The organism is Treponema sp. R6D11 (assembly GCF_054786075.1).
On sequence record NZ_BDHD01001362.1, the window covers coordinates 1 to 322 of the forward strand.

Genomic DNA, 322 nt, shown 5'->3' on the forward strand with positions numbered 1-322 from the left:
GTATAGCGAAAATGCAGATCGCGCACTTCAAGACCGGATTGTTCCGCCGCTTTTGCGCTTCGCGTCTCTTTTGCGCTTTGCGTCTCTTTTGCGCTTTGACTTTCCGCAAGATTTCTGTCCCATTCTTCAAGAGGCAAAGATTTAATTTGAAGCGTATTCAAAAGCCGCTCCGCCGTATCAGCGTCTACCGTTTCTCCCGTGTAGGACAGGGCGCTCAAATATAGCGGCTCTCTTATGCCCGTCTTCCTTAAAATGTCCTTTGCAAGCAGTTCGGAGGGCTTTGAATCCGATATGATTCGTCCCTTGTCAATTACCACTATAC

General features: G+C 48.1%; 1 protein-coding gene. It reads right to left on the minus strand.

All coding sequences use genetic code 11. The features are described from left to right. On the minus strand, positions 1-322 hold a 322-nt coding region (locus ACYVTD_RS18760), incomplete at both ends, for a DUF3744 domain-containing protein (protein WP_461249093.1).